The organism is Bacillus sp. H1a, from assembly GCF_000633475.1.
Taxonomy (GTDB): domain Bacteria; phylum Bacillota; class Bacilli; order Bacillales; family Bacillaceae_G; genus Bacillus_A; species Bacillus_A paramycoides.
In genome coordinates this window covers 60,304-84,145 of the sequence record NZ_AYMH01000001.1, presented here as the reverse complement: position 1 = coordinate 84,145, position 23,842 = coordinate 60,304, and the positions used below count along the sequence as shown (strand labels likewise).

General features: G+C 33.4%; 19 protein-coding genes and 1 pseudogene. 11 read left to right on the top strand and 9 right to left on the bottom strand.

The features are described from left to right. Positions 1-76: 76 nt before the first annotated feature. Together U860_RS0100385 and U860_RS0100380 are read left to right on the top strand one after the other, a co-directional pair. Positions 77-709 (top strand): TRIC cation channel family protein, encoded by a 633-nt coding sequence (locus U860_RS0100385; RefSeq protein WP_002174452.1) that lies wholly within the window; start codon positions 77-79, stop codon positions 707-709. 127 nt (positions 710-836) lie between these two features. Then, positions 837-2,138 carry a globin-coupled sensor protein gene (locus U860_RS0100380; protein ID WP_025146980.1) on the top strand — a complete coding sequence of 434 codons (1,302 nt, stop codon included), beginning with the start codon at positions 837-839 and terminating at the stop codon, positions 2,136-2,138. A gap of 47 nt (positions 2,139-2,185) precedes the next feature. Here U860_RS0100380 and U860_RS0100375 read toward each other — a convergent pair whose 3' ends face one another. After that, entirely contained in the window at positions 2,186-3,499 is a 1,314-nt protein-coding gene (locus tag U860_RS0100375; protein ID WP_025146979.1) for a glycosyltransferase family 39 protein, read from the bottom strand. Positions 3,500-3,887: 388 nt separating this feature from the next. On the opposite strand from U860_RS0100375, the gene U860_RS0100370 reads away from it, so the two are divergent. The 7 genes from U860_RS0100370 (at position 3,888) to U860_RS0100340 (ending at position 12,450) form a co-directional block, all read left to right on the top strand. Further along, positions 3,888-4,400, top strand: a complete 513-nt coding sequence (locus U860_RS0100370) for an acyl-CoA thioesterase (RefSeq protein ID WP_000412134.1) — start codon at positions 3,888-3,890, stop codon at positions 4,398-4,400. 218 nt (positions 4,401-4,618) lie between these two features. Continuing rightward, complete coding sequence (locus U860_RS0100365) at positions 4,619-5,347, top strand: glycosyltransferase family 2 protein (protein ID WP_025146978.1); 729 nt, start codon at positions 4,619-4,621, stop codon at positions 5,345-5,347. A 6-nt stretch (positions 5,348-5,353) separates the two neighbouring features. Further along, on the top strand, positions 5,354-5,698 hold the full coding sequence (locus U860_RS0100360) for a DUF2304 domain-containing protein (RefSeq protein WP_002174456.1): 345 nt from the start codon (positions 5,354-5,356) through the stop codon (positions 5,696-5,698). Positions 5,699-5,928: 230 nt separating this feature from the next. Next, entirely contained in the window at positions 5,929-6,909 is a 981-nt protein-coding gene (locus U860_RS0100355; RefSeq protein WP_025146977.1) for a glycosyltransferase family A protein, read from the top strand. Positions 6,910-7,002: 93 nt separating this feature from the next. Beyond that, positions 7,003-8,424, top strand: a complete 1,422-nt coding sequence (locus U860_RS0100350) for an oligosaccharide flippase family protein (protein WP_025146976.1) — start codon at positions 7,003-7,005, stop codon at positions 8,422-8,424. Between the two features lie 322 nt (positions 8,425-8,746). Continuing rightward, the gene (locus U860_RS0100345; RefSeq protein ID WP_025146975.1) at positions 8,747-11,419 is read left to right on the top strand and encodes a YfhO family protein; all 2,673 of its coding nucleotides are present in this window, start codon (positions 8,747-8,749) and stop codon (positions 11,417-11,419) included. Positions 11,420-11,511: 92 nt separating this feature from the next. Beyond that, positions 11,512-12,450 carry a glycosyltransferase family 2 protein gene (locus U860_RS0100340; protein WP_029952790.1) on the top strand — a complete coding sequence of 313 codons (939 nt, stop codon included), beginning with the start codon at positions 11,512-11,514 and terminating at the stop codon, positions 12,448-12,450. Positions 12,451-12,503: 53 nt separating this feature from the next. Here the strand turns inward: U860_RS0100340 and U860_RS0100335 are convergent, their stop codons facing one another. Then, positions 12,504-13,442 (bottom strand): SDR family NAD(P)-dependent oxidoreductase, encoded by a 939-nt coding sequence (locus U860_RS0100335; RefSeq protein ID WP_025146974.1) that lies wholly within the window; start codon positions 13,440-13,442, stop codon positions 12,504-12,506. Between the two features lie 57 nt (positions 13,443-13,499). Then, a complete protein-coding gene (locus U860_RS0100330) occupies positions 13,500-14,072 on the bottom strand; it encodes a TetR/AcrR family transcriptional regulator (protein ID WP_025146973.1) in 573 nt (190 codons plus the stop codon). A 169-nt stretch (positions 14,073-14,241) separates the two neighbouring features. Here U860_RS0100330 and U860_RS0100325 point away from each other — a divergent pair, with 169 nt between their 5' ends. Beyond that, positions 14,242-15,795 carry an ABC-F family ATP-binding cassette domain-containing protein gene (locus U860_RS0100325; RefSeq protein ID WP_025146972.1) on the top strand — a complete coding sequence of 518 codons (1,554 nt, stop codon included), beginning with the start codon at positions 14,242-14,244 and terminating at the stop codon, positions 15,793-15,795. A 133-nt stretch (positions 15,796-15,928) separates the two neighbouring features. On the opposite strand, the gene U860_RS0100320 is transcribed toward U860_RS0100325, so the two are convergent. Further along, positions 15,929-16,804 (bottom strand): TetR/AcrR family transcriptional regulator, encoded by an 876-nt coding sequence (locus U860_RS0100320; RefSeq protein ID WP_025146971.1) that lies wholly within the window; start codon positions 16,802-16,804, stop codon positions 15,929-15,931. A 295-nt stretch (positions 16,805-17,099) separates the two neighbouring features. On the opposite strand from U860_RS0100320, the gene U860_RS0100315 reads away from it, so the two are divergent. Continuing rightward, a complete protein-coding gene (locus U860_RS0100315; protein WP_025146970.1) occupies positions 17,100-20,216 on the top strand; it encodes an efflux RND transporter permease subunit in 3,117 nt (1,038 codons plus the stop codon). 25 nt (positions 20,217-20,241) lie between these two features. On the opposite strand, the gene msrB is transcribed toward U860_RS0100315, so the two are convergent. From msrB to lrgA, 5 genes and pseudogenes are all read right to left on the bottom strand, one after another. Further along, on the bottom strand, positions 20,242-20,694 hold the full coding sequence (msrB, locus tag U860_RS36195) for a peptide-methionine (R)-S-oxide reductase MsrB (RefSeq protein ID WP_275887043.1): 453 nt from the start codon (positions 20,692-20,694) through the stop codon (positions 20,242-20,244). Positions 20,695-20,739: 45 nt separating this feature from the next. After that, positions 20,740-21,207 (bottom strand): annotated as a pseudogene (gene msrA / locus U860_RS36190) (peptide-methionine (S)-S-oxide reductase MsrA); the annotation flags it as partial. Positions 21,208-21,303: 96 nt separating this feature from the next. Further along, a complete protein-coding gene (locus tag U860_RS0100305; RefSeq protein WP_025146968.1) occupies positions 21,304-22,338 on the bottom strand; it encodes an AI-2E family transporter in 1,035 nt (344 codons plus the stop codon). A 332-nt stretch (positions 22,339-22,670) separates the two neighbouring features. Next, entirely contained in the window at positions 22,671-23,363 is a 693-nt protein-coding gene (lrgB, locus tag U860_RS0100300; RefSeq protein WP_002174468.1) for an antiholin-like protein LrgB, read from the bottom strand. A gap of 37 nt (positions 23,364-23,400) precedes the next feature. Next, positions 23,401-23,832, bottom strand: coding sequence for an antiholin-like murein hydrolase modulator LrgA (gene lrgA, locus U860_RS0100295; protein WP_025146967.1), 432 nt, complete (start codon positions 23,830-23,832; stop codon positions 23,401-23,403). Positions 23,833-23,842: the final 10 nt, after the last annotated feature.

Here is a 23,842-nt window from a genome sequence, read left to right as displayed (position 1 = left end):
AAAAGTAATTGTTATTTCCAAAACTTTAGTGTATATTTTTTCTCTGGAACATCTTTAAGAGAAAGGGATTAAGGCCATGTTATTAATCGATATATTTACGTTTCTTGGCATTATCGCCGCTGCCATTTCTGGTACATTAGTTGGTTTGAAAAAAGATTTAGATTTATTCGGTGTCCTTTGTTTAGCTGTAGCTACTGCGCTCGGCGGCGGTATTATTCGTGATATTATGATTGGTAACCTGCCTCCCGTCGCATTTGTAAAACCCATTTACTTTTTCGTAAGTGTACTATCAGCATTATTCACATGTATGTTTTTTGAGCGTATTAATAAACTTCAAGTCGTTATTATGCTTTCTGATGCTGTTGGTTTAGGTGTTTTTACAGCCATTGGTGCAAATGCAGCAATGTCACATCACGTTGACGCCTCGTTTTTAGTCGTTTCAATGGGAGTCATTACAGGTATTGGAGGCGGTATTTTACGCGACATTTGCGCTCAAGATATCCCTTATGTATTCCGAAAAGAAATATACGCAATTGCTTCTATTTTAGGAGCAGTTAGCTTCCTAATCACACATGCACTGGGGGCACACGTGTTAGCTTTCTATGTTTGTTTATTAATAACATTCGTTATTCGTGTCGTCACCGTAATATATAATGTACATTTCCCAGTTTTCTTTAAAACACATGCAAAGATTAATAAAGGTCATTAAGAGAATTCTATAAAGAATTCTCTTAATTTATATACAATTCTACATACTATAGAGTAATTTTATATATACATATATAATTATATATGAACCAAAAAATGAAAACGCTTTACAAACAGGGGGAAGAATGATGCTTGGGGTTTTTAAAAAAAATAACAATAAAACAAGCGCCAGTATAATTGAATTAAGTAAAGGCCAACAAATAATATTTAACGTGCCCGTTAATTCTGAACTGAAAACTCAAATGGATATGCTGCATATTTCAAAGGAAGATTTACAAATTGTAAAAGTACTACAGCCTTTTATTTATGAGGAAATAGATTGGATCACAGAAAAATTCTATACCAATATCACAAAACAACCTAATTTAATTACTATTATTGAACGTTACAGCTCTATTCCAAAATTAAAACAAACTTTAAAGACACACATTAAAGAATTATTCAGTGGAAATATGCATGAAGATTTTATTGAACAACGTATTAGAATTGCAAAAAGGCATGTACAAATTGGTTTACATAGAAAATGGTATACTGCCGCCTATCAAGAATTATTTCGCTCTGTCATGAAGATTTTACAAACAAAATTTTCGACGATAGAAGATTTCTCTTATTCTATAAATGTAATAAATAAATTATTCACATTAGAACAAGAACTTGTTATTGCAGCCTATGAATCTGAATACGAAAGAATTCAAAAAGAGCATGAAAAGGAAAAAGAACTGACTGCTATGACGATTACACATATTGCAACAGAACTAGCAGCTGTATCTGAAAAAACAAGCTCTTCTATTCAAAAATTAACATCTAAATCAGAAAATATCGTGGGCATTGCAAAAACAGGTACATCATTAGCTACGACATCAGAAGAAAAGGCCAACAAAGGACAGGAACAATTAAATCTGCAAAACAAACGAATGGCAAGCATTCAAACGAATATGGAAACTATTATTACAGATACTCATGAACTTCTTGATATTTCTAACAAAATTAACGAAATCATTGATATTGTAAAATCAATCGCTGAGCAAACAAATTTACTCGCATTAAATGCTGCTATTGAGTCTGCACGCGCTGGCGAATTTGGTAAAGGTTTTTCAGTTGTGGCAGGGGAAATTCGAAAATTATCAGAACAAACAAAAGAATCAATATCCAACGTTACAAAACTCGTTGAAAAAACTAATGAACAAATTATACATGTCTCTTCTTCCGTGGAACAAATTAGCTCTCTCGTATCTGAAGGGACAGATAGTATGCATGCGACAGATCAATATTTCCAAGAAATCGTAAAAGATATGTCTAACTCTAAAGAACAAAATAAAAAAATTGAAAATGAGTTAGAAACTATTTCACAGATAATGAAGAATATTCAAGATGATTCCTCAAAAATAGCCATAACAGCTGATAGTTTACAGCTAGAACTAAACCGATAAGGCGACTAATAATCCATCTATAAAAAAAGAATCCGAACTGGATTCTTTTATTTTCTGAAAAAGACCTTTTGGCAATAAAAATAACTCATATAAACACCAAAGCTTTGTAAAATAAACAAAGCCGGCATAATAATATTATAATATGCCATATCTACTTGAAAGAGCCTTAATGATACGTATCCGCCAATTAATAATAAAAACAACATATATCCTTCATTTTGTTGTTTTTTAATGAGAAAATGTAATAAAGCTATAGCCATAAATACTGTTACCGCTATATATATAAGTTTTTCACATTTAAAAAGAATCGAGTTTATTCCCTCATCTGAAAACTGGTTGATTACCGGCTTTAAAAGCTTAAATCTTTCTACTTCAATCTCTTTTAACTTTTGATCAATGTGCTCTTTTACACTTTGATTTCCAGACGTTTTTTCTCCATTTTCACTTTTTCCAATCAAAACAGATTGAACATACGTCTCATTAGAAATCGTATACTGTGGCATTCCCATCGCCTTGATCCCATAGCTCACGCCAAAATGCGTACTATAAAATAGAATAAGTATTCCTATCATTTTTAATAGCAATTTTTGCTTCGTTGCTGATTGAAATAATTCAATTAACAGCACATATACAGCTATAAAAATAGGTAAAAATAAACCTAGCGGGAAAATCATATTACTAAGTGCAAATACAATAGCTGAAATCCCCCACATATAAGGATGATCTAATCCTTTATATAGAAGTATGTAACAAGCACAATAAAATAAACATATTGCGAGCGATTCCGCCGTTAATAAAGAACTCATAAATATATTTGGAATATATAAAGCGTAAAACACAGAAGCAATACGACCACACTCTTCCCCAAACACCATTGATGCAATACGATAAATGAAAAATGCAGTTCCTGTGCAAAATACAATATTAAATAATTGTAAGGCGAATACAGTATCACCAAATATACGAATAATGATTGATTCATAAATAATAAAAGGTAACTGAGTTACATCCCCTACGTTATTACCAATGGCAATCTGCTTTGCAGACTCATACATAGCTTTCATATCACCTATCATTGGAACATCTGCAAACAGAACCACGCCAAGTCTCACAACTATGGATATGCTTATAAGAAAAATAAGAAATTGTTTATCTGTAAAACGATATTGCAAAATCGATGCCACTAACAAAATGAGGATAATAAAAATTGCCAGTACGATTGTTACACTTGTTGTACTTCCTCCAAAAAATTGCTTACTCATTTCAAAAGCGGACCAGCAACTATAAACAAAAAATGCGAGCATCGCACCAATCATTATTTTACTGAAGAAAGACGAAAAATTTGTTTGTATATGATTCATATGTCCATTGCACCTCTATTTCCATTCATAACAAAACGATTCTATCATGAATAGGCACACGGCTGATAGGGAATTTCTATGACAAATACATAGTCATCACTTTTTCACTTGCAATGTAAGCGAATCCTCTTTTACACTACATTTTATATACGATAAATTTTCTTTCAGTTACATGAATACAAATACAGAAGTTTTAATAAAGTGCAACTTTAATCAGTAAGGGGTTTATTCATCCTCCACTAATTATTAGCCCACACCAATCGGGCTTTTGCGGGATAATCCTCTTCAAAAACATTTTACTTCGTTAAATATCTAGTATTTTTTAATAATTGAGTACTCCACTTACACATGTCACTCTGATTGAAAACAGAAAATAGGGGCTGAATATATGGAAAAGAAATTCATGCGAGAATCAAAAGCAATTAAAACAACACGTGTTTTTCCTAATGATTTAAATAATCATCAAACACTTTTCGGAGGAAAATTATTAGCAGAAATTGATAGTATCGCTTCAATTGCAGCTGCGAGACATAGTCGTAAACACTGCGTAACAGCATCTATCGATTCCGTTGATTTTTTAACTCCAATTCACCAAGCAGATTCTGTTTGTTATGAGGCTTTCGTATGTTATACAGGAAAATCTTCAATGGAAGTTTTCGTAAAAGTAATTGCAGAGAATTTATTAGCAGGCGAACGTAGAATTGCTGCGACTTGCTTCATTACATTTGTCGCATTAAAAGATGGAAAACCTTCATCCGTACCGCAAGTACTTCCCGAAACAGAGGAAGAACATTGGTTACACACAACCGGCTCAGAACGCGCAGAAAACCGAAAAAAAGGACGCTTAAAAAGTAAAGAAATGGCTGAAGTATTAACTTTAAGTAAGCCTTGGAATATGTAACATTAGACTTTTATCTTATACATGCACAGGTTTTTTTCTTCCTTGCATGTATTTTTTTTATAATAAAGTGTTACTCCTTACCGCTTTTATTCGATGCCTGTTTCCTAAAATCACCCAGCAGCTTTTCCTTTATTTTGTTATACTATTAATGGTATATTAAATAATGTTCGTTTAAAAATAACCATATTATGATTAAGTATATAAGGGATGGTGCGGTAATGTCTATTGAGGTACCAATTTCAATACCAAAAACGTTAATTATTATTCCAGCGTATAATGAGGAAGAAGCAATTGCAGATACATTAACAAGATTATTAGAACTAAAACAGCATTTTACAGCATTAAGCATTTGCGTTATTAATGATGGATCAAAAGATAAAACAGCTCAAATCGTAAAAGATTTCCCTGTTCACCTTGTTAATTTACCATACAATCTAGGTATTGGTTCAGCTGTACAAACTGGATATAAATACGCTTATGAGAACGGATATGATATTGCGATTCAGTTCGATGCTGATGGACAACATAATCCTGATGATTTATACAAAATTATACAGCCTATTGCCGAGGATCAATGCGATATGGTGCTAGGTTCACGTTTTACAGAAAAAACAGCATATAAAGGTAGTATTTCCCGAAGAATCGGTATTTTTTACTTTACTGCTCTATTGAAATTACTAACAAAACAAACATTTATGGATCCAACTTCTGGGTATCGTGCTATCAATCGAGAAGTAATTAAGATTTTTGCACACAATTATCCAAAAGATTATCCAGAACCAGAAGTCCTTATTCATTTAAAAAAGAAAAAACTGCGCATTAATGAAATATCTGTAAATATGCAGGAGCGACAAGGTGGACAATCTTCCATCACGCCTCTTAAATCTGCATATTACATGGTTAAGGTAAGTCTTGCTATATTGATGCAAAAAATCGTGAAAGGTTGATAATGAATGCATATAATTACCTTTTCATTCATCTTTATTTTATTGCTATTCTTCTTAATTATTAATTCCATTCGTCGTGGAACTTTAGAAACAAAATATGCTATTTTATGGATTTTCGTTTGTATTGCAATGGCTATTTTAAGTTCTACGGATAAAATTATAAATTGGATTGGAAAACTATTAAAAGTAGAATATCCTCCATCCATTTTATTCTTATTTGGACTACTATTCTGTTTTATCTTAATTTTTGACCTGACGAGAAAAATCTCCAAATTACATCATCAACTTGTAACATTAACGCAAGATTATGCATTATTAAAACAAAAGTTAAAGATAACAGATAAAGAATAACTTCCTAACTAAATACTAATATATTAAAGCTCCTTAATTTCGCTTGAAAAATTAAGGGGCTTTTATCATTTCACATTATTTCTTTTTAATTATCGAGGTACCACAATAGAAAGTTGATTTACAAAGTTTATATGCGTTAAACTTATACAGATGTTCTTGTAATCTTCTTCCTTTCAAAAGGCTTGTATATATGGTACAAAACATAAAAAATTTGAGGAGATAAAAACTCTATGATGGAACAAAAACAACTCGTTTCCGTTGTCATACCTCTGTATAACACGGAAAAATATATTGAAGAAACGATGCAATCAATACTAGATCAAACATATAAAAACATTGAAATTGTAATTGTAGATGATGGAAGCAAAGATCAATCACCTTCCATCGTAAAAAATCTTGTACAAAAGTACCCAGGACAAATAAAATACGTCCCACAAGAAAATCAAGGCGTTTCAGTGGCTCGTAATACAGGAATTGAAAATGCTAGCGGAGAATATGTTGCTTTTCTTGATAGTGATGATTTATGGCACCCAACAAAAATAGAAAAACAAATCGAGAGCATGCATAAAAACAAAATGAACGCTTGTTATTGTGGCTATATGAACTTTTACGAAGAGACTGGGGAAAAGATTGAGCACACGACAAACTTTATTAAAGGTGATATGACAAAGGCTTTCTTAACACATCAAGTTGTTGCTCAAACGAGCACTTGGATTTTCAAAAGATCTATCGTGATGGATCATAACATTCGTTTCACGCCAGGATGTAGCTGGGGAGAAGACTTAGAATTTCTATTTAAATTAATGAGTGTAACAAATGTATGCTATGTAGATGAATATTTAACATATTATCGAATCTTATCAGAAGGAAATCTTTCTTCAAAGTATAAAGATTATGAATTAAAAACAACAAAAGAATTAGAAGTATTTAATCGAATGAAGAATTGGGTTCGTACTAAATCAAAAGATTTAACCGTGAATGATTCTACAGAACTTATTGAAATCCTTGAAACTTACCTATTCCCATATACAGTCATTAATAATGCTTGTATATACATTAAAGGAAGCTCTAAGTTAGATAAATCACAAGTTCAATTAATCAAAAAAGATATAAAACAATATTGCAGCAAAATTTATTCAAAAAATGGAAAACGAAGCAAGAAGTTATACGCAATGCTTTGGTTTGTACGAATTAAGTTTATGTTTTCTTAAATTAAAAGTACGCTTCTAAACATTCTTTCCGTAAACAAATCAAATTTACAACTAGGACAACGTACGTCCTAAGGAATAGAAAGGTCTTTTTCCATGAAAAATAATAAAATTCTTAAAAATGCCTCCTACCTATTTGTAGGAAACATTACTGTTCGATTTGTACTTGCTATCGCAACTATTTTCTTTGCAAGATATGTTTCACCAGGTGAGTATGGGATGTTTACAACTGCATTAGCAGTTTCCGCTGTTATTTGTTATTTTACAGATGCAGGTTTGACACATACGTTTATGCGTGAAGGAACGAGAGGCGACGCTAACATTAGCGTATTAATAAGTAGTTATTTACGTATTCGTTTAGTATTAGCTATCGTAATTTCTGTGCTCTTCGCTATTTTTGCTCAGTTCTTCTACACTGATGCTTACTTACGTGCCATGGTATATTGGGTCGTACTACCAACCATGTTTGGAGCCACCTTACAAGGTGTTGGGATGGCTTATTTCCAAGTAACAGAGCGTATGCAATTTACAGCGATTATTTCTGTGCTACAAGGGGTAACAGCCGCGGCTGCTCTTCTGCTAGGGATGTCATTTAAATGGTCACTTATGATGGTCGCTGCCATGTACGGAATATCTAGCCTTGTAACAGGAGTCATTGCCTTTATAATGACAATCCGTTATACAACAATTCATAAGGGCTGGGATAAAGGCATTTTAGATCAATTACTTATTTTCACAATCAATGGCATTATCATTATGCTTTTGCCACAGTTAGGCCCCATTATATTACAAAAAGTTTCAACGAATGAGCAAGTTGGATTCTTTGGGGCCGCCTATAAAATACCTGCTGTACTTTATCAAATACCCGGTGTAATTGCAGCAGCCTTTTATCCAAAATTGTTTGCTTTTGGAAATGAAAAGAATATTGATGAACATAGAAAACTATCTCAGTTCGAATTAAAACTTATGTCTTTCTTAGGAATGGGAATTTCTATCCCATTTATCGCCGATCCAAGTTTTTGGATTGTAACTTTATTAGGTGAAGAATATGCACCAGCTGGTGATGCCCTTGCAATTTTAGCCTTTATAGTCATTTTACAATCCATCAGCTATCCACTTGCTGATAATTTAACGACAATTGGTCAACAGTGGAAACGTGCAACAACGATGGGGGGTGGATTAGCTGTTGCCCTTATAAGTTACATCGTATTAGGTAGCCAATTTGGAATGCTGGGCGCTGCTGTAGCTGCTATCCTTACCGAGATCACGTTATTAATCGGATTTACTTTATTTGTTCGTAAAGGTTTCACATTACTATTCAAGGGGATTATATTCAATACCTTTGCCTTTATAATCAGTTACGCACTATACCGCACCATATTAATTAACTTGCCGCCACTAGTAGCTTTAATACTTACTGGCTTATTGTACGGTATTATCGGTCTTGCAATTGATCCACAAATACGCGGATTAATTTTACGATTTGTAAATGAAAAATTATTTCACAAAAATGCTTAAAAGCCAAAAGCTTTTCCTATTAAGAATGGAAAAGCTTTTGGCTTTTTATATACCGTCATTTACAGAAAATAAACAATGAAGACTACACTTCATTGTTCTCGACTTTCCAATAGTTAAAAAATGCTATATATTCCAGGGCAAATTGACTTACTTTCCGAGAATGCTTTATACTAAATTACAAGTAAACTATGAAATTCAATGCTTATAAAATATATATGATACAACAAAAACATATATTTTTTATGCTAAAACTAAAAAACACACCTTTATAATCGGTGTGTTTTTATATGTGACAACTTTCAAAGGAGGATTATAAATTTTTATGAGCGTAAAGCCGAACAATAAGATTTTCTCAAAGAAAACTATAATAATTATTCCAACATTATTATTGTGTGCTTTTGCTTTTCATTATTTCTTTTTAACATCTAATCAAGTATTTTCTGGCTCAGGTGATGCATTAGAACAATTTGGATTCTTTACGTTTCTCCTACAACACGCCTTTAAAGATGGTAATCTTTTTTGGTCTTTTGATTATGGGTTAGGTGGAGATTTATTTGGAGAGTTTAGTTACTATTACAGCACAGCACCGTTCTTCTGGATTACACTATTACTACCTAAACTAAATATTGAACAGATTTATGATATGAAATTATATATGAGTATTTTAAAAAACTTTTTAGCTATGTTATTCATGTATGGTTCTTTACGTTATCATAATAAAACAGCCTTCTCATCCTTTATTGCTGCTATTATGTATGGTGGATGTATAACTTTTATGCGCCATTCATTACTTTGGGATTTCATGGCTGATGCCATCGTATTTTTACCATTAGTAATATGGGGACTTGATAAATATATTATAGAAAAGAAACGCGGACTTTTCCTAGTAGCTGCTGCTTTAATGCTAGCATCGAACTTTTATTTTGCTTTTATAACAAGTATTTTCATTTTCATTTATGCATTTTTCCAATACTTTGCCACACAGCAAAATAAAACAATCGTCTCTTTTCTAACTTATTATATTAGAATTGGATTATTATACGGTCTATCACTTGGCTTAGCTGCAGTTTGCTTTATTCCATCAGTCAATGCGGTATTTAGTGCCGATCGGTTAACGAAGAAATTTGATATACCTTTATTTTTTGACGATAAATTTTATAAAGATCTAATGGAAACTATCTTCTTCTTATATGATCCTGAAAATCATCAATTAGCTTTGCCAGCTTTAATTTTATTCCTAATCATATTTGGAATGTTTATACGTGATAAACTCATTAAAAACAAAGTATTCTTTACGTTTTTCATGTTCATTCTGTTTATGCTTCCATACACATATTCTGTATTTAATGGTTTTTCAGCAATGCAATATAGATGGCTTTATTTATTTGTATTTGTAATTGCTCAAACAATTGCATACATCTTAGATTGGATGATTGTTCATAAGAAAGAATATAAATTACCTTATATAATAAGTTCACTAGTGTCTATCGGATTATTCATTTATGCATTTTATAGAAAAGTAAATATAAATGTAACTGATAAACCTTTACAAGAAGTTGACAACATTTTACTCGGGACTGTCGTTCTTTCTGCCATTACAGTATGTTTATGGCGTTATCTTTCTAAACATTTCATACAATTTTTAGTTGTATTGAACGTGCTCATTAGTACAATTTCCATGAATTACATGTACGCTAATAATATGCTTAGTACTGTTTTTGGACAAAGCACTGTTTCGGCAGAAAGATTACATGAATCAGGATTTGATAATAAAGAAGAAATTGCCGCGATTCGTTACATACAAGAACATGATAAAGACTTTTATCGTATCCTTAACCCAGGTAGCGCTCGTAACACACCAATGCTACAAGGTTACCATGGTGTAAGTACGTATCAAAGCTTGGTTAATTATTATGTCCATGACTTTATGAAAAATAAATACAACGTATTCCAAGGATACGACACACCTTCGATGTTCTATCAAGCTGATAGTAGACTACTACTTGAAAATATGTTGGGTGTAAAGTACCGCGTACTACACGCTGATACAGATCCAAAAAATATCCCATATGGATATAAACTATTAAAACAAGTAGGACCATATAATGTTTACCAAAATGATTATGCTTTACCATTAGGGTATGTATATGATTCTGGTATAAGTGAAGAAGAATTTTCTAAATTAAACTTCGCTCAGCGTGACCAATTATTATTACATGCTGTAGTCGTTAATAATGTAAAAGACTTTTCATTAACTCATTTTGATAAAAAGAACCTTAATTCAAAACCGGTATCTATCAAAATGGAAAAAGTACAACTAGAAAATATGGAAAAAGAGAATAATAAACTCATTGTCCATGGCGATGGAAAGATGATCGTACCTATAAATTATCCTAATACCCCTGGAGACCTAATTGTAGAATTAAAGATAAAAAATAAAGGCTCATTCCATGCAGTAGTTAACGGGAAAGATATGGGGAAAGGTGAAGACACTGGTGCATACTCATATCCTTTAGAAAGATTCGTTTATAATTTAGGTAAAGATGATCGTCCAGACCAACTAACTATTTCAATTGATGCACCAGGTGAATACGAACTTGAAGACTTACAAGCAAATATCGTAAATTACGAAGGTATACAAAAAGAAACAGAAAAACTAACTGAAAATAGACTTCAAAATATTTATTATAAAAACAACTATTTAAAAGGGGACATCAACTCAAATAAAGATGGTCTACTCTATTTATCGGTTCCATATAGTAAAGGCTGGACTATAAAAGTTGATGGAAAAGAAACAGAATTTACGAAAGCTAATTCTGCCTTTATCGGTGTACCAATTACAAAAGGCTCACATGTAATCGAAATGACTTACGTTACACCTTACTTTAAATTAGGTATGATTATATCAATTATTTCACTAATTATTTGTGTAGCTTTACTAGTTTTTACAAATCCAAACGGACGACGAAAATTCTCTTTTAAAAAGCAGCAATGATCACTCAATAAATCATGAAGCTATCCAAAGCGGATAGCTTCATAAAAAATGTTAAATACCGTTTTAACCATTATAAACAAGGAGGGTCAAAAATGACTCTTTCAATAGTCGTACCATGCTACAATGAAGAAAAGATGCTTCGAGCCTTTTATTCAGAGACATCTCTTGAAATTCATAAATTAACTACCGATTATGAATTTGTTTTTGTGAATGATGGTAGTAAAGATAATACATTAAATATTCTACGTGATTTGGCAAATTCAGATTCAGCTGTTCACTATATATCATTTAGCCGAAATTTCGGCAAGGAAGCCGCTATGCTAGCTGGTTTAAAATACGCTACAGGCGATGCAGTTGTTATTATGGACGCCGATCTACAGCATCCTCCTACACTAATAAAAGAAATGTTAGAAGGATATAACGAAGGTTACGACCAAGTTATTGCAAAAAGAACAAGAACAGGTGATTCGCCCGTTCGCTCTTTCGTTTCTCGTCTATACTATAAAGTGATGAATAAGTTTGTAGATATTGAATTAGTAGACGGCATTGGAGATTTTAGACTTCTAAGTAGAAGAGCAGTTGATTCTTTATTATCTTTAAGCGAATACAATCGCTTCTCAAAAGGTTTATTCTCCTGGATTGGATTTAATGAACTAATTATTGAATATGAAAATGTATTACGTTCTGACGGAGAAAGTAAATGGACTTTTTCTAAATTGTTAAATTACGGAATAGATGGTGTTATCTCATTCAATAATAAACCGTTACGACTATCTATATATCTTGGATTATTAACAACTATTTTAGGAATTTTATACGTACTCACTACATTTGTTCAAATTATTGTTGGTGGTGTTGAAGTCCCAGGATACTTCACTTTAATTTCCGCTATATTATTTATTGGTGGTATTCAACTCATTTTCCTAGGTGTTATGGGAGAATACATCGGTCGCATTTATTATGAAACGAAACGTAGACCACATTTTATTGTAGCTGAAAAGAAAGTTAGTGAAGTCAAACAAAAAGCGTAATATAAAAAAAGTTACTTCTACCTACAGAAGTAACTTTTTTTATATACTAACATTTACACACCTTTATTTTGCATAGATATAATCGTTTCTTTTAGCCCATTATAATAAGAAGTTCTTGGTATATCCCCAATATACCTCTCATATTTCTCCCCACTTAATACAACTGGATTTTCTGTCAAATATAGCATTTCCACAAATTCTTTCATCTGCTTATCAAATAGTCCAATTAAATTTATCATACCTTTTTTTACCGTCATTACTGGTTTTGTATACCCCGTTAATTCTCGTATATGTTGAATCATCTCTTCTCCTGTAATGACACCATAACCTGGTATGTTCCAATTTTGTCCATAGGCCTCATCACGTAAAGCTAATTCAATCATTGCTTTTGCACCGTCTGGCGTGAAAATATACTCACGTGCGATCCTTTTATCCCCAACAAAGCTTGCTAACTTATTTGCAAGTACACCTTTCAAAGTATGATGAACGAGTGTACTTTCTGCATTCGGACCATAGAAATCCGGAAAATGAGCAATAAACATTTTTACATGAGCCTGTTTTGCCATCATTTCAAGTTGCAACCGAATTTTCCCTTTCTTTGTATGTGGTGCCTTTTTAACTTCTTCCGCTACAGGTTCTTTCCCTTGCCTTCCATACGCATAAATATTATCCACTATCCCCAACTTACTGTCGTAATACCTTGCTACTTCCAATATATTTTTTAATAATCTTGGTTGCTTCTTCTCCCAATCTGAATATGGAATGTTCACAGCATGGAATATAATATCAACGCCTTTCGCAGCTTCCATTATATCCTCCTGTATAAATACATCTCCCGCTACAACTTTCACATTTTCTTCTCCAGAAAATAATACCTCTAATTTCTCTTTATTCCTCGCAAAGGCCGCTACGTGAATTCCACGGTTACATAATTCTTTTACAATTGCATACCCCATTGATCCAGATGCTCCTAGTACTAAAGCTTTTTTCATTATAAATCCCCCCTAATTAATTAACCACTGTTCAATTAATATTAAAAAGAAAATCACTTACATAAGAAGCGATTTTGAAATAAACTCCACGTGTACTTTAGCTAATCCTCTTACTTCTTCAAATGTTTGATCACTTCCACAATAGTGTGCCACAAACCCATGTAATGATAGAAAAACAGACCATATTGTCATTACATTTACCTTCTCATTACACAAAGAAGATACAACAGTAGCAAATTTTTCGTAACTAACATTTGGGCCATCTGCTAAACATTCTTTTAACTCATCATCTCTAATTAAAAACATGATTTCATAATGACTTTGATTTTGCAAACCAAATTCAATAAAACCAAATAAAACAGCTTTTAATTGTTCCTCTTGTGGTAAATTTTGACCATTAATCTCATCTAACTTTTGATTTAGCAACTGAAAATCTTGTTCTACCATTGCATAAAAAAGCTCTGCCTTATTTTTAAAATGATAATAGATGGCGCCGTGACTATACCCTAGTTCCGTTGCGATTTTACGCATTGAAGTATGCCGATACCCTTGTGCTATAAATAGGTCCCTTGCCACATTCATAATCATTTCTCTCGTTAATTCTTGTTTAACTGCCCTTCTTGGCGACATTTTTCATACCTCACATTTTAATTGACCACTGTTTAATTTATATTATAACCTTTTCCCAAAAAAATACAATATCCTTCTTACAAAAAGATACATTTCGAAAGGATAGCATTATACTCAATAATCTAGTATCATGATTCAAGATACTATTTTGAAATGGACGGAGGATACTATGAGCTTATTAACAGTCGAAAAACTAGGACATACATTTGGTGATCGTACATTATTTAAAGATGTATCTATGCGATTACTAGCAGGTGAACACGTTGGATTAGTCGGTGCAAATGGTGTTGGTAAATCAACATTTATGAATATTATTACTGGACAGCTTATTCACGACCAAGGTCGTGTAGAGTGGACACCAGGCACACATTACGGTTACTTAGATCAGCATACAGTTTTAACACCTGGTCGTACAATTCGTGACGTATTAGCTGATGCATTTTTACCTTTATTTAAAAAGGAACAGGCGTTAAATGAAGTTACAGAAAAAATGGGAACTGCTACACCAGAAGAATTAGAGGACCTTCTTGAGCAGATGGCAGAAATACAAGATGCACTCGAAGCAGGCGGTTTCTATTTACTAGATATGAAAATCGAAGAAGCAGCACGAGGTCTTGGAATTGATGCGATTGGTTTAGATCGTGATGTTTCAGCACTAAGTGGTGGACAACGTACAAAAGTATTGCTTGCAAAACTTTTACTTGAGCAACCAGAAGTGTTATTACTCGATGAGCCTACCAACTATTTAGACGTTGAACACATTCATTGGTTAACGAATTATTTAAAAGAATACCCGCATGCATTCTTATTAATTTCCCATGATACAGAATTTATGAATAAATGTGTTGATGTTATTTTCCATCTAGAATTTACGAAAATGACGCGCTATACAGCGACATACGAAAAATTCCTAGAACTAGCAGAAATCAATAAAAACCAACATATAAACGCTTATGAAAAGCAACGTGAGTTTATTAAAAAGCAAGAAGATTTCATTGCGAAGAACAAGGCTCGTTATTCAACTACAGGTCGTGCAAAGAGTCGTCAAAAACAGCTTGATCGCATGGAGCTTATTGATCGTCCTGAAACAGCAATTAAGCCAGAATTCTCATTTAAAGAATGTCGTGCAAGTAGCCGTTTCGTCTTTGAAGGTGAAGATGTAGAAATCGGATATACACACCCATTACTACCAAAACTAACAATGACAATTGAACGCGGTGAAAAAATCGCTATCGTTGGATGTAATGGTGTTGGTAAATCAACATTATTAAAAACGATTTTAGGAAAAATTAAACCATTAAGCGGTAAAACGAGTCTTGGTGACTTCTTAGAACCTGCATACTTCGAACAAGAAGTAAAAGCTGATAATATAACACCAATTGATGACGTTTGGAACACATTCCCTAGCATGGACCAACATCAAATCCGTGCCATGTTAGCGAAATGCGGATTGAAAAATGAGCATATATCTCGCCCTCTAAGTCAATTAAGTGGTGGCGAGCAAGCAAAAGTTCGTTTATGTAAGCTAATGGGTGAAGAAAGTAACTGGATATTATTCGACGAGCCAACAAACCATCTTGATGTTACAGCAAAGGAAGAACTTCAAAAAGCTCTGAAAGCATATAAAGGGACAATCCTTCTTGTATGTCACGAACCAGAATTTTATGAAGGCTGGATCACAAAAACTTGGAATGTTGAAGAGTGGGCAGAACAAAATAAATAAGCCTTAAATTATTTCATTATAATTGTAAAATAAAATCCGTTCCTAGAAAGCATTTAGGAACGGATTTTTTTATAATAACGAAGCTTTCAGTAGCTTCAGGCCAATAAGACAAAAAGATTAAACTAACATTTCATTATTTCAACTCTATATTATAATATCGAGCTAACCTTAATCGAAAATCCTTCAAATCATTATACGCTTCCAAATTCGCTAACATCCCTCGAATAACTGGAATCCTTGGATTTTGAACTCTCATTTCTGATTCTAAAACATCTAAAGTGACTAAAACCTCATCATTTTCCAGTTGATCTGCTAATGTTCGCTTTAACATAATAATTTCTTTCAAAAAATGCTCTTTCACCTGTTCTTTAATAAGCTCTGAGCTACAAAAAAACTCCCCCATCTTTTCCTCATTTAAAACAGGTTCCTCCGAAGAGCCTAGAAGCCCTTCTACTAAATGGTCTATTCTTTTTAAAATAAATGAAGAAACATAAGAAAAATCAATTTCTGGCTCATTTAAAATAATTAACTGTAAATAACCATGGCATATTCCTTCCACCATAATTACCAAATCTAATAAATATGGACTGACTTTTTCACCATAAATGGACAGTAAGCTATTCCGATAAAAGGCATGAGACTCTAATTTCATCCGCATCATAAACTCTTCTACTTCTTTATTAAACGGAATTGCATTTTCTCTTGCATGCATAATAATAAATTCTTTATGCTTTTGCACATCAGTAAACTGACAATATAATTGTTTTTCGAATTTTTCACGTGGTAATAAAGATTCTTTCTCAATATCCAGCATTTTTTTTTGGATTTTGTCATAATAATATCGAAGTGTTGCTAATAAAAGCTCGTCTTTCGATTTAAAATACAAATAAAAAGCCCCTTTCGATATACCACAGGCGGTGACGATTTCTTGTACTGACGTTGCATTTACACCCTTAGTCGCAAATAACTTCATAGCCATCTCTATAATTAAGCGCTCTTTTTCTTTCATATTTTCTCTCCTAAACTTAATTTCGCATCTTATGTAAATTTAATCTTATATTAGCAAGCAGCAAGACTCCTCCCCAAAAATTTAACGGAACAAACAAGTTATTTTTGAGGCCTACTATCTATTTAAAAGTTCAATTAATAAAAGCTAATAATTCAGTAAGGAATAATAAAAAATCTCTCCCCTTACATTTTAGCTTTATTATACCATCTCTTTTCATTGACGACTGACCAATCGGTCAGTTATATTATGTATTAGACTGACCGATTGGTCAATACAATAAAAAGGGAGCGCAAACATGAACAAAATCATCAATTTCTCGTTAAAAAATAAGTTCGCAGTTTGGCTACTAACCATTATTGTTACTATCGCAGGTATTTATTCTGGACTCAATATGAAGCTTGAGACAATTCCTGATATTACAACACCGATTGTAACAGTAACTACGGTTTATCCTGGTGCTACGCCAGCTGAAGTAGCTGATAAAGTGTCAAAACCGATGGAAGAGCAACTGCAAAATTTAAGCGGCGTAAACGTTGTTAGCTCATCCTCTTATCAAAATGCATCTTCTATTCAAATAGAATATGATTTTGATAAAAATATGGAAAAAGCCGAAACAGAAGTTAAAGAGGCACTCGCAAATATGAAACTGCCGGAAGGTGTAAAAGATCCGAAAGTCTCTCGAGTAAACTTTAATGCCTTTCCTGTTATTTCATTAAGCGTAGCAAGTAAAAATGAATCTTTAGCTACCTTAACTGAAAATGTTGAAAAAAATGTTGTTCCAGGTTTAAAAGGACTTGATGGTGTCGCATCTGTTCAAATCACAGGTCAACAAGTAGACGAAGTACAACTTGTCTTCAAACAAGATAAGATGAAAGAATTAGGTTTAAGTGAAGATACTGTAAAAAATATTATTAAAGGTTCGGATGTATCTTTACCACTTGGCTTATATACATTTAAAGATACGGAAAAGTCAGTTGTTGTAGACGGTAACATTACAACGATTAAAGCATTAAAAGAATTAAAAATTCCAGCTATCCCTTCATCACCAAATGGTCAAGGTAGTCAAAGTGCTGGTGCCGGAACACAAGCACCACAAATGAATCCCGCCGCTATGAATGGTATACCAACGGTCACATTAGAAGAAATTGCTGATATTAAAGAAGTCGGAAAAGCAGAATCTATTTCTCGAACAAATGGAAAAGAAGCAATTGGAATTCAAATTGTGAAGGCTGCTGATGCAAATACAGTTGATGTTGTAAATGCAGTTAAAGATAAAGTAAAAGACCTTGAGAAAAAATATAAAGATTTAGAGATTATTTCAACATTCGACCAAGGTGCACCTATCGAAAAATCAGTTGAAACAATGCTTAGCAAAGCTATTTTCGGTGCTATCTTTGCGATTATTATTATCATGTTGTTCCTAAGAAATATTCGAACAACACTAATCTCTGTCGTTTCTATACCACTTTCTTTATTAATTGCAGTCTTAGTAATAAAGCAAATGGATATTACACTTAACATTATGACACTTGGAGCAATGACGGTCGCTATCGGACGCGTTGTCGATGATTCAATTGTTGTTATTGAAAATATTTACCGACGTATGTCGTTATCAGAAGAGACATTACGTGGTAAAGATTTAATTCGTGAAGCTACGAAAGAAATGTTTATCCCAATTATGTCTTCTACAATTGTAACAATTGCTGTATTCTTACCTCTTGGGCTTGTAAAAGGTATGATTGGTGAAATGTTCTTACCATTCGCTTTAACTATTGTCTTTGCCTTATTAGCATCATTACTAGTGGCAATTACAATTGTACCAATGCTAGCTCACTCCTTATTCAAGAAAGAGAGCATGAGAGAAAAAGAAGTACATCATGAAGAAAAGCCAAGCAAATTGGCAAACGGTTATAAACGCATACTTCAATGGGCATTAAACCATAAGATTATTACGTCCAGTATCGCTGTCCTTCTATTAGTAGGTAGCCTTGCATTGGTACCAATTATCGGTGTCAGCTTCTTACCATCTGAAGAAGAAAAAATGATTATCACAACGTACAACCCTGAACCAGGTCAAACGTTAGAAGACGTTGAAAAAATTGCAACGAAAGCTGAAAAGCATTTCCAAGATAAAAAAGACGTCAAGACGATTCAATTCTCATTAGGTGGCGAAAACCCAATGAGCCCTGGTAAAACAAATCAAGCTATGTTCTTCGTTCAATATGATAACGATACGAAGAACTTCGAAAAAGAGAAAGAACAAGTCGTTAAAGATTTACAAAAGATGTCTGGAAAAGGCGAATGGAAAAACCAAGATTTCGGAGCAAGTGGCGGTAGTAACGAAATTAAACTATACGTTTATGGAGATAGCTCTGAAGAAATTAAGCCTGTCGTTAAAGATATTCAAAATATCATGAAGAAAAATAAAGACTTAAAAGACGTAGACTCTAGTATTGCGAAAACATATGCAGAATACACTTTAGTCGCAGATCAAGAAAAGCTAAGTAAAATGGGGCTAACTGCTGCCCAAATTGGAATGGGACTTTCTAATCAACACGACCGTCCTGTTCTTACAACAATTAAAAAAGATAATAAAGATATAAATGTATATGTAGAAACTGAAAAACAGAACTATGAAACGATTGATGATTTAACGAATCGTAAAATTAAAACACCGCTCGGTAATGAAGTTGCTGTTAAAGATGTTATGACTGAAAAAGAAGGTGAAACTTCTAACACCGTAACACATCGAGATGGCCGCGTTTATGCCGAAGTAAGTGCAAAATTAACATCTGATGACGTTTCAAAAGCATCGGCTGCAGTTCAAAAAGAAGTGGATAAAATGGATCTTCCTTCTGGTGTAGACGTTTCTATGGGCGGTGTTACAAAAGATATTCAAGAATCATTTAAGCAACTTGGCTTAGCGATGTTAGCTGCAATTGCCATTGTATACTTCGTCCTTGTCGTTACATTTGGCGGTGCCCTTGCACCATTTGCAATCTTATTCTCGCTACCATTCACAATCATCGGTGCACTTGTTGCCCTATTAATCTCTGGCGAAACATTAAGTGTATCCGCAATGATTGGGGCTCTTATGTTAATTGGTATCGTTGTAACGAATGCAATCGTACTTATTGACCGCGTTATTCATAAAGAAAACGAAGGTCTATCAACACGTGAAGCATTACTAGAAGCTGGCGCAACACGTCTACGTCCTATCTTAATGACTGCAATTGCAACAATCGGGGCTCTTATCCCGCTTGCATTAGGATTTGAAGGTAGCGGCTTAATTTCTAAAGGACTTGGAGTAACCGTAATTGGTGGATTAACAAGTTCAACGTTATTAACACTTCTTATCGTACCAATCGTTTATGAAGCACTAAGCAAATTTAAAAAGAAAAAAGCAAAATAAAAAAATAACCTCGCTAACTGCGAGGTTATTTTTTATTGCCAAACAGAATTAAGAAATCACCATATCCTTCTTCTTCTAATTTCTCTTTTGGGATAAATCGAAGAGCCGCTGAATTAATACAATAACGAAGACCATTTGCTCCTGGGCCGTCTGGGAATACATGCCCTAGATGTGAATCTCCCTCTTTACTTCTCACTTCCGTACGCGTCATATTATGACTAACATCCATTTTTTCTTTTACACTAGCTGACATAACCGGTTTCGTAAAACTCGGCCATCCGCATCCGCTATCGAATTTATCTAAAGAAGTAAATAGCGGTTCACCTGAGACGATGTCTACATAGAGGCCTTCTTCTTTATGATTCCAATATTCATTTTGAAAGGGTGGTTCTGTCCCATTTTCCTGGGTCACATAAAATTGCATCTCGTTTAATCTTTCTTTTAAATGAGCATTGTCCTTCGGCCAATGCTTTTTAATAAAAGCTTCACGCCCTGAGCCCTTGCGGTATAGTTCATAGCGGAATGTATTTTTCTTATGATATCCTTGATGATATTCTTCAGCTGGATAAAATGTAGCAGCTGGCAATATTTTTGTAGCAATTGGCTTTGAGAAACGTCCACTCTTCGCAAGCTCTTCTTTTGAAGCCTCTGCTCGTCTATGTTGTTCTTCATTATGATAAAAAATCACCGTTTCGTAAGACTGTCCACGGTCGTGAAATTGCCCTCCAATATCAGTCGGATCAATTTGTCTCCAATATATATTTAACAACTCTTCATACGGCATTATATTTGCATCAAATGTAATTTGTACTGCTTCATAATGTCCAGTAGTTTCCGAGCACACTTCTTTATACGTCGGATCCTCTTTATGGCCACCTGTATAGCCTGAAACAACTTGTATAATTCCTTCCATCTCTTCAAACGGCGAAACCATGCACCAGAAACACCCACCAGCAAATGTAGCTAACTCTCTCTTTTCATTTATAGCCATTATTTCACCCCAATTGTATATTCTTCTTACAGTATGTCATAAGATACCATACTTTATAAAAGAAAAAGCATCGAATATCGATGCTTTTTCTTTACTTTATTTTTTAGAAAAATCCTTCTCATTTTCATCACTTGTCACATCTAAAACATCTAATAAGAATATGAAGATTGGAATACCGATAATTAGTCCCCATACACCTAAAAAATGTTCAGAGAAAATTAATACCATAAATGTGTAGAAGATTGGTAAGTTTGTTTTTTGTGACATAAACTTCGGATTTAATACATAGCTCTCAAGCGCATGAATTACTGTTACAATAACTATAATATAAACGACATACATAATACCGCCGATATTGTAAGCAATCATACAGAGTGGGAATAACGAAATGATAACACCTGCTACTGGAATTAAACCAAGTAAGAAAATCATTAACGCTAAACCTAGCAATTGTGGAAATCCTAATATCCATAATGCAATAACAGATAAAATACAGTTAACAATTGCAATTAAAAATTGTGCTTCAATTACTTTTCCGAATGAACGTGCAAACTTTTTTCCGAAATACTCAATCTCAGTATAGAAAATTGCAAGTCGGCTTTCTTTAAATTTCGCAGTAAAGGCAAAAATACGAGCCTTTTCAAGTAAGAAAAATAAACTTAAAATTAAAGAAAGTAAAACTTGAAGGCCAAATTTCCCAACATTCGTAATAGATTTATACAAAATGTCTACGCCTTGCCCTACATATTTAGAAAGCTCCATATGATTAACAGCATTAACTGCATATTTAATTAATTCACTATCCGGTGGATTTCTTAAAAATACATTAAATTGATAAATTAATTGTGAAATTTGTATTGTTAATACCGGTAAATATTTAAAGAGCGTAATGGCGATTCCGGCAACTAACATTACATATAAAAACGCTATAATAATTTTCCGGTTAATTGGCATGAAATGATCTAATTTACGAGAAATGAACTTTTGAAATCGATCCATTAAATACGTCAACATAAACGTAATTAAAATTAAATTTAACATACTTTGCAGCCCATACAATATGAGAGCAAGTAGCACTAATACGAGTAACCTCTGAAATCCTTTGCTTTGAAACAGGTTTTTTATTTGCATAATCGACGAGTACTCTCTCCTGTCCTATAAAGTAAAACTTTTATAAGTATATTTTCTCTATATCCTACTTATAATTAATCCTTAATATTAGTATTACAAGCAATTTATCTCTTCTACAATTGCTCATTAATATGTCCTATATTATGTTACTTCTTATTTTACAATACAATGACCTATTTCAAAACGCATTATGCATAGTATTAATGAAGATTTAAGGAAACTTTTATTCTAATACAAATAGGTCTTACCACTACTGTAACATAAAAAGCAAGCTATCAGTAGAAATCCGTCCTACAAATAGCTTGCTTTTATAATTTTTTAAGTAAGTTTTATTACCCAATGAATGGCATGAACATCGGAATGACAACCACTGTTACAACACCCACTACTGTCACAGCGATACTCGCCATAGCCGCTTCTACTTCACCCATTTCAATCCCTACTGCAACCCCTAACGCATGCCCTGCTGTTCCAAGTGCTAACCCTTTAGCGATCGGGTGTTTCACTCTAAATGTTTTTAAGAATAAAGCTCCCAATGCGTATACGATAACTGCGTTAAAGATAACTGCAAACGATGTAATTGCTGGAATACCACCAATACTTTCAGATATTGGTAATGCAATTGCTGTTGTTGCTGCCTGTGGTAACATTGAATTCATTACAGATGTATCTAAGCCAATTGCTTTTGCGACAATGAACACGACAACCACTGAACAAATAGATCCAACCACGATAGCCGATAAAATTTGCCACCAATATTTTTTTAATTTATCAACTTGTTTATATAACGGAATTGCAAAGGCAATTGTTGCTGGCTCTAAGAAGAAACTAATCATTTTCCCACCAGTATTGTATTCCTCAAAAGTAAAGTTACCTACCTTTAAAAAGACGATCCCTAATACCATTGCTACAAATAGTGGTGTAAATAAGAAGAATCCTTTTGAGTGCTTGAATAAGAGTGTTCCGATTCCGTATGCAATTAATGAGACGACGATTCCGAAATATGGAGTCATTGTGCTTGTCATGTTCATTACCTCCTAACCATGTAATGGTCTAAAATAGTTACGCAACTTTCCCTTGCTTGCGTCCTTTATTTACTACTTTCAATTCCTTTGCATCTTTTGTTTCTTTGTCATCTTTACCTAAAATCAATTGTGCAAATAAACCTGTTACAGCAAGTAAAATAATTGTTGCGACAACGATTACAGTTATGATTTGTACAAAATATTGGCTCATTACACCAAGGGAGTTAATAACTGATATACCTGATGGGACGAAAAGAAATCCGATAATACCTGTTAAAGCTGTTCCGAGTGATTCAACTTGCTCCAATTTAATAACCTTTAAACATAATAGACTAAATAAAACGACTAACCCGATTACTGATGAAGGCATCGGAATTGGTAAATGTGTTGAGATAATATTAGAAACTAACATAATAGCTGAAAAAACGAATATTTGTGATAGAAAACCATATACTTTTTTTGTGCTCATTTTGACCACC

Coding starts and splice junctions, on each gene's coding strand:
- U860_RS0100385 (WP_002174452.1), top strand. CDS start 77: ATGTTATTAATCGATATATTTACGTTTCTTGGCATTATCGCCGCTGCC.
- U860_RS0100380 (WP_025146980.1), top strand. CDS start 837: ATGCTTGGGGTTTTTAAAAAAAATAACAATAAAACAAGCGCCAGTATA.
- U860_RS0100375 (WP_025146979.1), bottom strand. CDS start 3,499: ATGAATCATATACAAACAAATTTTTCGTCTTTCTTCAGTAAAATAATG.
- U860_RS0100370 (WP_000412134.1), top strand. CDS start 3,888: ATGGAAAAGAAATTCATGCGAGAATCAAAAGCAATTAAAACAACACGT.
- U860_RS0100365 (WP_025146978.1), top strand. CDS start 4,619: ATGTCTATTGAGGTACCAATTTCAATACCAAAAACGTTAATTATTATT.
- U860_RS0100360 (WP_002174456.1), top strand. CDS start 5,354: ATGCATATAATTACCTTTTCATTCATCTTTATTTTATTGCTATTCTTC.
- U860_RS0100355 (WP_025146977.1), top strand. CDS start 5,929: ATGATGGAACAAAAACAACTCGTTTCCGTTGTCATACCTCTGTATAAC.
- U860_RS0100350 (WP_025146976.1), top strand. CDS start 7,003: ATGAAAAATAATAAAATTCTTAAAAATGCCTCCTACCTATTTGTAGGA.
- U860_RS0100345 (WP_025146975.1), top strand. CDS start 8,747: ATGAGCGTAAAGCCGAACAATAAGATTTTCTCAAAGAAAACTATAATA.
- U860_RS0100340 (WP_029952790.1), top strand. CDS start 11,512: ATGACTCTTTCAATAGTCGTACCATGCTACAATGAAGAAAAGATGCTT.
- U860_RS0100335 (WP_025146974.1), bottom strand. CDS start 13,442: ATGAAAAAAGCTTTAGTACTAGGAGCATCTGGATCAATGGGGTATGCA.
- U860_RS0100330 (WP_025146973.1), bottom strand. CDS start 14,072: ATGTCGCCAAGAAGGGCAGTTAAACAAGAATTAACGAGAGAAATGATT.
- U860_RS0100325 (WP_025146972.1), top strand. CDS start 14,242: ATGAGCTTATTAACAGTCGAAAAACTAGGACATACATTTGGTGATCGT.
- U860_RS0100320 (WP_025146971.1), bottom strand. CDS start 16,804: ATGAAAGAAAAAGAGCGCTTAATTATAGAGATGGCTATGAAGTTATTT.
- U860_RS0100315 (WP_025146970.1), top strand. CDS start 17,100: ATGAACAAAATCATCAATTTCTCGTTAAAAAATAAGTTCGCAGTTTGG.
- U860_RS0100305 (WP_025146968.1), bottom strand. CDS start 22,338: ATGCAAATAAAAAACCTGTTTCAAAGCAAAGGATTTCAGAGGTTACTC.
- lrgB (WP_002174468.1), bottom strand. CDS start 23,363: ATGACAAGCACAATGACTCCATATTTCGGAATCGTCGTCTCATTAATT.
- lrgA (WP_025146967.1), bottom strand. CDS start 23,832: ATGAGCACAAAAAAAGTATATGGTTTTCTATCACAAATATTCGTTTTT.